The sequence below is a fragment of the Rhodococcus sp. 05-2254-6 genome, assembly GCF_002258565.1.
GTDB lineage: Bacteria > Actinomycetota > Actinomycetes > Mycobacteriales > Mycobacteriaceae > Rhodococcoides.
The window spans coordinates 1-6,010 of the sequence record NZ_NOZF01000028.1; the positions used below are offsets into that span (position 1 = coordinate 1).

Sequence of the window (6,010 nt, forward strand, 5' to 3'; positions counted from 1 at the left end):
CGCACCATGTACGCCGGTGAGGTCCGTTCCCTACTGACGCCTGTCGCAGGCGTCGACGAAATGGAATGGGTCTCGAACTAGGCGGCGTTGTCAGTGCACCACCAGAACCGGGCATTCGGAGTGATGCACCAAGTTCTGGCTCACTGATCCCAATATCGCTGCGGTGAAACGATTTCGGCCGCGGCTTCCCACTACCAACACCTGGGACGTAGCGGAGATCGACCGAAGTTCGTGTGCCGCCGAGGCACCGACGGACACGGCCCGAACCGGCACCGTCGGATACTTGTCCCGGTAGGTGTCGACGTTGGCCTGCAACCACTTTCGTTCTGCCTCACGAAGGTGCTGCCAGTCGACCGAGGGACCGTAGTCGAGTTGATCGGTTTCGTGCACCGCGCCCACGTGGACGGCGAGCAGCTCCGCACCCAGGATGCTCGCCATCTCGAACGCTGCCGACAGTGCGCGCTTCGACGGCTCGGATCCATCGACCCCCACCGCGACAGGGGCCGGTTCGGCCCCGGAGTCGTCGCGACGCTCGTGCCATACCAGCACCGGACAGGTCGCGGCGTTGACGATTGCCGTCGTCGAGTACCCGAAGACGATGTCGCGCAACGGCCCCGACTCGCACGCGCCCACGACGAGCATCGCCGCGTCCGCGGAGAGTGCCTTCGCCATACGTGCAGCCGACAGCTCGGACACCTCCGATTTCACCGTCACCTGGGGATCGACTCCGTGCACTACGTCGACGGCGCGGGCGAGTACGCCTTCACCCTCCTGCCGCAGCCGAGTCGGGAAGTCGGTGGTGTTCAGCTCGGCGGCGACGGCCGCACTCCACTCGTCCTTCGGTGCACCGTGGACGAGGTGCACCGATGTCGATGCCGCCCGAGCGAAATGCGCCGCCCATTCGGCCACCCCCTTGTCCGTGGGCGAGCCGTCGACAACGACCGCGAGCGGTCCGTCGAATGTTGTTGCTGCGATCGTGTGGTCCATCGTTCCTCCGTTGGCCGAAGACGGTTTCTACGTCGTCTCCCACGATCGCTGCCCTGGCGACGCGCCACTAGGGCATTTGGCCACCGGTGTGCCGGGTATTTCGGGTCGAGGCCGCTAGGCCCCGGCAACCAGGGGCGCCACTTCGGTGCCGAGTAGCTCGATGCCGCGCAGCAGGTCGCTGTGTGCCAGCCGCGGATTGGTCATCTGCAACGACAGTCGATCCACTCCGCCCAGTTGTTCGCTCACTCGCTGAATCTTGTCGGCCACCGTCTTCGGATCTCCCATGAAGAACGCACCGTTTGGTCCGGCGGTGGCGTCGAATTGCTGCCGACTGGGCCGCGCGAATCCGCGCTCCCGAGAGATCTTGGTGAACATCTCGTTCCAGCCGGGGTAGATGGTGTCTGCTGCGGCCGTCGTGGTCTCGGCAACGAAGCCGAACACGTGCAGTCCCACCTTCAGCTGCTCCGGCGGATGGCCCGCCTGCGCTCCGGCGCGACGGTAGAGGTCGACGAGCGGGGCGAATTGTCGTGGTTCTCCGCCGATGATGGCGATCATCAGCGGGAGCCCCAGAAGCCCTGCGCGAGCGAAGGACTCGGGCGTCCCACCGACCCCGACCCAGATCGGCAACGGTTCCTGCAGCGGACGTGGGTAGATGCCCTGACGGTTCAGCGCCGGGCGGTGCCGACCGGACCAGGTCACCTCGACGTTGTCCCGGATCTGCAGCAAGAGGTCGAGCTTCTCGGCGAACAGCGAGTCGTAATCTGCCAGGTCGAGGCCGAACAGCGGGAACGATTCGGTGAAGGATCCGCGTCCCACGACGAGATCGATCCGGCCCTTGGAGATCAGATCGAGGGTGGCGAACTCCTGGAAGACCCGGACCGGATCGTCGGCGCTCAGCACTTTGACTGCGCTGCCGAGCCGGATGTTCTCGGTCCGCGCGGCTGCTGCGGCGAGAATGATCGACGGAGCCGAGTCGTAGTACTCGCTGCGGTGGTGCTCGCCGATACCGAACGAGTAGAGCCCGACCTGATCTGCGAGGGCGATCTCTTCCAGCAGGTGACCCATTCGCTCCTCGGGAGCGATCACCCGACCGTCGGTCGGGTCGGTCACGGAAGAGACGAAACTGTCTACGCCCAGATGCATGGTGGGGCCTTTCGGTTCGGGGTGGTCGACTCCAACAGCATCGGTGAAGATTCAATTATTCCGATGGGTGTCGAGCTGGCAGCTACTCGCCCCATCGTTTCAGCTCGTCCGCCGCGTAGTACATCTGCTGTGATGCGCCGAAACGAACGAGCAACTGCTGCTTGTCCTCGTAGAACCAGACCACGGTTCCGTACATACCTGCCATGGGCCCACTCAGCGGTGTGACTCCGTCGCCCACCTCGAATCCGTACATACGTGCACCGTACCGATCGAGGGTGCCGAAATCGGACGCCCAGCGTTCGGCTTACCGGCGTCCGCGTTTGCGTGCGCGACGCTCGTCGAGCTTCCGCTTGCCGTAGCCCCACGTGACGCGGCCCAGACCCTCGAAGAGTCGGCTGGAGAGACTTCTGCGGCCACTCATACGGCGGCCCCGTTTCCGATGACGGTCATTCTCGGTCCCTTTCTCTGAAGCGGTAGAACCCTGCGAATAGCCGGTGAAATGACCCGGCACGATCGATAAGTCGAATCGGAACGGAGCAAACACACATCAGTTTGACGTGACCTACATCACGTACGACGGCTAGAGCGTCGAGCTACGCCGGTGTGACGAGTCGATCCATCCACCCGATCAGCTCGGGGTAGGCAGCGACGTTCGCGGCCGTGTGGTCGACTGCGGGCACCCAACCGGTTCCGAAGTCGAACTCCCGGACGGTGATGTCGGTGGCGCCTGCGGCGCGCCAACGCTGCACCAGGATTCGGCTCTGCTCGATCTCGACGGAGGCGTCGTGAACGCCGTGCACGATCATCACGGGTGCGACGGGCGCGGTGAACCCGATGGTGTTCTCCTGCGTCATCGGACCCAGCACGGGCCCGGTCATGAGCGTTCCCAGGGAAGAGCCGTCAGCAGTGAGATCCTCGGATCGCAACGGTCCGTAGGTGAGAGCGTCGACCGTGCAGAAATCCTGCGCCGCATCGAGGGCTGCCCGTCCGCGATCGTTGAACAGAGCCCGGATCTGTTCGGCCCGGTCGGGGTGAGCGCCGATCAGGCCCCCGATCGTGTACAGCATCGTCGCGGCGGACTCGGATCCGTCCTGGCCCTCGACGCGCAACACAGGATCGGTCGGTGCGGCACCGACGAATGCACCGACCACAGAGACGTCGGGCGCGTAGGTGGACGCGAGCTCTGCAGCAGCGGCCGACGCGACGCCGCCCGCCGAGTATCCGTAGAGCACGACAGGCGCGTCGGTCTCCCCTGCCGCAGCCCGTGCCGAGTCCAGCACGGCGCGGGCACTGGCGACCCGACCCAGAAACTCGTATTCGCCGGGGGTTCCCAGCCCCTGATAGTCCGTCGTGACCACCTGGTACCCCCGCGCCAGTAGTGGCAGCAGTGCCGGCATCGTGGTTGTCAGTCCCAGCTCCGAGGAGCCCGAGCAACGATCGGCAACCCCGTAACTGCCTGGCGCATAAGCGATCACGGGCCGGGGCCCGGGACCGGACCACGCACGCGTCGGCGTGACCAGCAGCCCCGACACAGCCACCGCACGATCGCGAGGATCGGCCGACCGGTACAGAATGCGCTCGGTGTGCGATCCCAGAACGTCGAGCTGTGGCACGGATTCTCGGCGCAGGATGGACCCGGGTGCGTATGCCCCCAGGCCTACGACGGGCTCACTGTAGAAATCGGCACCACCGGGAGCCGCCGAGGCGGGTGCGGCCGAGAGAGCGAGGCACCCGACAAGAACGGACAGGGCGAGGGTGACGAAAGGCAGTCTCATGTCGCGAGCCAGTATGCGGTCCGAAGTGCGGGTCCGCATTCTGTATTCGCGGATTTGCGACACCCATGTCTTGGTCGATGATGTACCACAAAAAATGCCCCTGCCAGCGTTTTCACTGGCAAGGGCATTCGTTGTGCGCCATCAGGGATTCGAACCCCGGACCCGCTGATTAAGAGTCAGCTGCTCTAACCAACTGAGCTAATGGCGCCGATCCGCACCGCGTGTTCTCTGCGGTGCGGGAGAAACATTAACAGCAGATGCCGCCAGATGTGAAATCGGCTGGTCGGAGCGCCTGTCGTGTCAGTTGAAGATCCTGCGAACCACGAGAACTGCCACCACTGCGCCCACTCCGAGGAGGGTGAACTTCACTGCCGGCTCGTTGAGCTTGGCCACCACGGACTGCTTGGTGTTGGCGACGATGTTCTTGGGGCTGGCACGGACGCTCAGCTCGTCCAGGGTGCTGGCGAGCTGATTGCGAGCGGCCTCGATCTCGCGCTCGATTCGGTCGGTGTCCTTGGCCACGTGTCCTCCAACTTGTTGCAAATAGTCTCGGTCGCAGTCGAGCCTAGAGCACGGCGATATTTCGATACTCTCGTGCGGTGACCGAATACAGCAAGCTCGAGCCGGGCGACACCGCTCCGGCGTTCACCCTGCCCGATGCCGACGGCAACGACGTCTCCCTCGCCGACTACGCAGGCAAGAAGGTGATCGTGTACTTCTACCCCGCCGCGAGCACCCCGGGCTGCACCAAGCAGGCCTGCGACTTCCGCGACAGTCTCGCCGAGCTCAACGGCGAAGGCCTCGAAGTCATCGGCATCTCCCCCGACAAGCCGGCCAAGCTCGCCAAGTTCCGCGACAAGGAAGAGCTGACGTTCCCGCTGCTCTCCGACGAGGAGAAGACGACCCTGCAGGCGTGGGGCGCATTCGGGGAGAAGAAGAACTACGGCAAGGTCTACGAGGGCGTCATCCGCTCCACGTTCCTCGTCGACGAAGCAGGCAAGATCGAGGTGGCGCAGTACAACGTCCGCGCCACCGGCCACGTCGCCAAGCTCCGCCGCGATCTAGCTGTCTGACCCTGCGAGCCGCCGCAGGAACAACGCCTCGGCGACGGCCATCTTCTCTATTTCCGTCGGGTCCACGCTCTCGTTGGGAGCGTGGATCCGGCACCGAGGTTCCTCGACGCCCATCAGCACGATTTCGGCGTCCGGCAGCACCTGGGCCAACGCGTTGCACAGCGGAATCGACCCGCCCTGACCGGCCGTCCCCATCGGATGCCCGAAGGCCTCCTCCAACGCCTCGGACAACGCCGCGTAACCCGGCCCATCGGTCCTGGCCCGAAACGGCGACCCGATGGCCTCACGCTCGACGGTGACGCGCGCATTCCATGGCGTACGCGCCTCCAGATGAGCCACCAACGCATCCTGAGCCCGCTGCGGATCCATCCCCGGCGGCACCCGCAAATTCAGCCGTGCCGACGCACGTGGCGAGATCGCCGCAGCCGACCCCACGACCGGTGGGCAGTCGATCCCCAGGATCGTCAGAGCAGGCCGCGCCCACACCGCCTCGGCCACCGAACCCGAACCCGCCAGCCCGACGCCATCGAGCACGCCGGCATCGGCACGGAACTGCTCGGCGTCGTACTCGACCCCGTCCCAGGTCTGCGTTCCGTCGAGTCCGTCGACCACGGTGTCGCCGTGCTCGTTGCGCAACGTCGAGAGCACCTGCACCAGTGCGGCGAGCGCATCGGGTGCTGGCCCGCCGTACATGCCCGAGTGCACCTCTCCGGCAAGGGTTTCCACATGCACCACCACGTTGGCGATACCGCGGAGCGTGGTGGTGACCGTCGGCAAACCCACCTTTGCGTTGCCGGTATCGGCGATGACCACCATGTCTGCCGAAAACAGTTCGGGGCGCTGCTCCACGAGCGCTTCCAACCCGCCGGTGCCCATCTCCTCCGAACCCTCGCAGACGATCCGCACGCCGACCTCGAGCGACTCCCCCAGCGCCCGTAGCGCCAGCAGATGCATGATCACGTTGCCCTTGCAGTCCGCCGAACCCCGCCCGTACCAACGACCGTCCCGTTCAGTCAGATCGAAGGCTCACTG

General features: G+C 65.2%; 6 protein-coding genes, 1 tRNA gene and 1 pseudogene. 1 reads left to right on the plus strand and 7 read right to left on the minus strand.

Annotated features, from left to right (window positions below; genetic code table 11):
• Positions 1 to 90: 90 nt before the first annotated feature.
• The 6 genes from CH256_RS03345 to CH256_RS03365 form a co-directional block, all read right to left on the minus strand.
• Complete coding sequence (locus CH256_RS03345; RefSeq protein ID WP_068049969.1) at positions 91 to 987, minus strand: universal stress protein; 897 nt, start codon at positions 985 to 987, stop codon at positions 91 to 93.
• 114 nt (positions 988 to 1,101) lie between these two features.
• Positions 1,102 to 2,130, minus strand: coding sequence for an LLM class flavin-dependent oxidoreductase (locus CH256_RS03350; RefSeq protein WP_068049968.1), 1,029 nt, complete (start codon positions 2,128 to 2,130; stop codon positions 1,102 to 1,104).
• Positions 2,131 to 2,212: 82 nt separating this feature from the next.
• The gene (locus CH256_RS27930; RefSeq protein WP_156516187.1) at positions 2,213 to 2,383 is read right to left on the minus strand and encodes a hypothetical protein; all 171 of its coding nucleotides are present in this window, start codon (positions 2,381 to 2,383) and stop codon (positions 2,213 to 2,215) included.
• Positions 2,384 to 2,723: 340 nt separating this feature from the next.
• On the minus strand, positions 2,724 to 3,905 hold the full coding sequence (locus CH256_RS03355; RefSeq protein WP_179271985.1) for a lipase family protein: 1,182 nt from the start codon (positions 3,903 to 3,905) through the stop codon (positions 2,724 to 2,726).
• A 134-nt stretch (positions 3,906 to 4,039) separates the two neighbouring features.
• A tRNA-Lys gene (locus CH256_RS03360) sits at positions 4,040 to 4,113 on the minus strand.
• Positions 4,114 to 4,205: 92 nt separating this feature from the next.
• The gene (locus CH256_RS03365) at positions 4,206 to 4,427 is read right to left on the minus strand and encodes a DUF3618 domain-containing protein (protein WP_032375974.1); all 222 of its coding nucleotides are present in this window, start codon (positions 4,425 to 4,427) and stop codon (positions 4,206 to 4,208) included.
• Between the two features lie 77 nt (positions 4,428 to 4,504).
• Here CH256_RS03365 and bcp point away from each other — a divergent pair, with 77 nt between their 5' ends.
• Positions 4,505 to 4,978, plus strand: coding sequence for a thioredoxin-dependent thiol peroxidase (gene bcp, locus CH256_RS03370; protein ID WP_032375973.1), 474 nt, complete (start codon positions 4,505 to 4,507; stop codon positions 4,976 to 4,978).
• Here bcp and CH256_RS03375 read toward each other — a convergent pair.
• Positions 4,967 to 6,001, minus strand: a pseudogene (locus CH256_RS03375) (dipeptidase); the annotation flags it as partial. The gene bcp and the pseudogene CH256_RS03375 overlap by 12 nt on opposite strands.
• Positions 6,002 to 6,010: the final 9 nt, after the last annotated feature.

Coding starts and splice junctions, on each gene's coding strand:
- CH256_RS03345 (WP_068049969.1), bottom strand. CDS start 987: ATGGACCACACGATCGCAGCAACAACATTCGACGGACCGCTCGCGGTC.
- CH256_RS03350 (WP_068049968.1), bottom strand. CDS start 2,130: ATGCATCTGGGCGTAGACAGTTTCGTCTCTTCCGTGACCGACCCGACC.
- CH256_RS27930 (WP_156516187.1), bottom strand. CDS start 2,383: ATGTACGGATTCGAGGTGGGCGACGGAGTCACACCGCTGAGTGGGCCC.
- CH256_RS03355 (WP_179271985.1), bottom strand. CDS start 3,905: ATGAGACTGCCTTTCGTCACCCTCGCCCTGTCCGTTCTTGTCGGGTGC.